Raw genomic sequence first — 438 nt, 5'->3', positions numbered from 1 at the left:
ACAACTGTGCCACCGGGGCCGCTAACGAGACCGGTGTGTCGAAGAACCTGGCCGAAGCCGTGGCATGGGCCAAATCGATCGCCGACAACAACTCCTACGCCTACGTGTGGGGTGGCAACGGCAAAGCCGATGGCGGCTACGACTGCTCAGGCCTGACCTCGGCGCTGTACCGGCGTATCGGCATTAGCCTTCCCCGCACCGCCGCCGACCAGCAGAAAGTCGGCACTGCCGTGGCCCGTGACCAGCTCAAAGTCGGCGACCTCATCCTCTGGGGAAGCCCTGCCCACCACGTGGCCGTCTACATCGGTGGAGGCCAAATGGTTAGCGCCGACAACCCACATAGTGGCATCAACGTGGAAAAGATCTACGGCAACCCGTCGAGCTACCGAAGGATCGTCACATGACCTCGCTCCGAAGTGTCGGCGCGGCCGTCATCCT

1 protein-coding gene is annotated in these 438 nt (G+C 63.0%); it reads left to right on the top strand.

From position 1 onward, the window contains the following. Nucleotides 1–404, top strand: a 404-nt coding sequence (locus K5Q99_RS23205) for a C40 family peptidase (protein WP_220778155.1), incomplete at its 5' end; no start/stop codon positions are given. Nucleotides 405–438: the final 34 nt, after the last annotated feature.

It is taken from the genome of Shewanella hafniensis (assembly GCF_019655335.1).
Classification (GTDB): Bacteria; Pseudomonadota; Gammaproteobacteria; order Enterobacterales; family Shewanellaceae; genus Shewanella; species Shewanella hafniensis.
The sequence above is the reverse complement of the archived record's forward strand: the minus strand, read 5'-3'. Positions and strand labels throughout refer to the sequence as shown.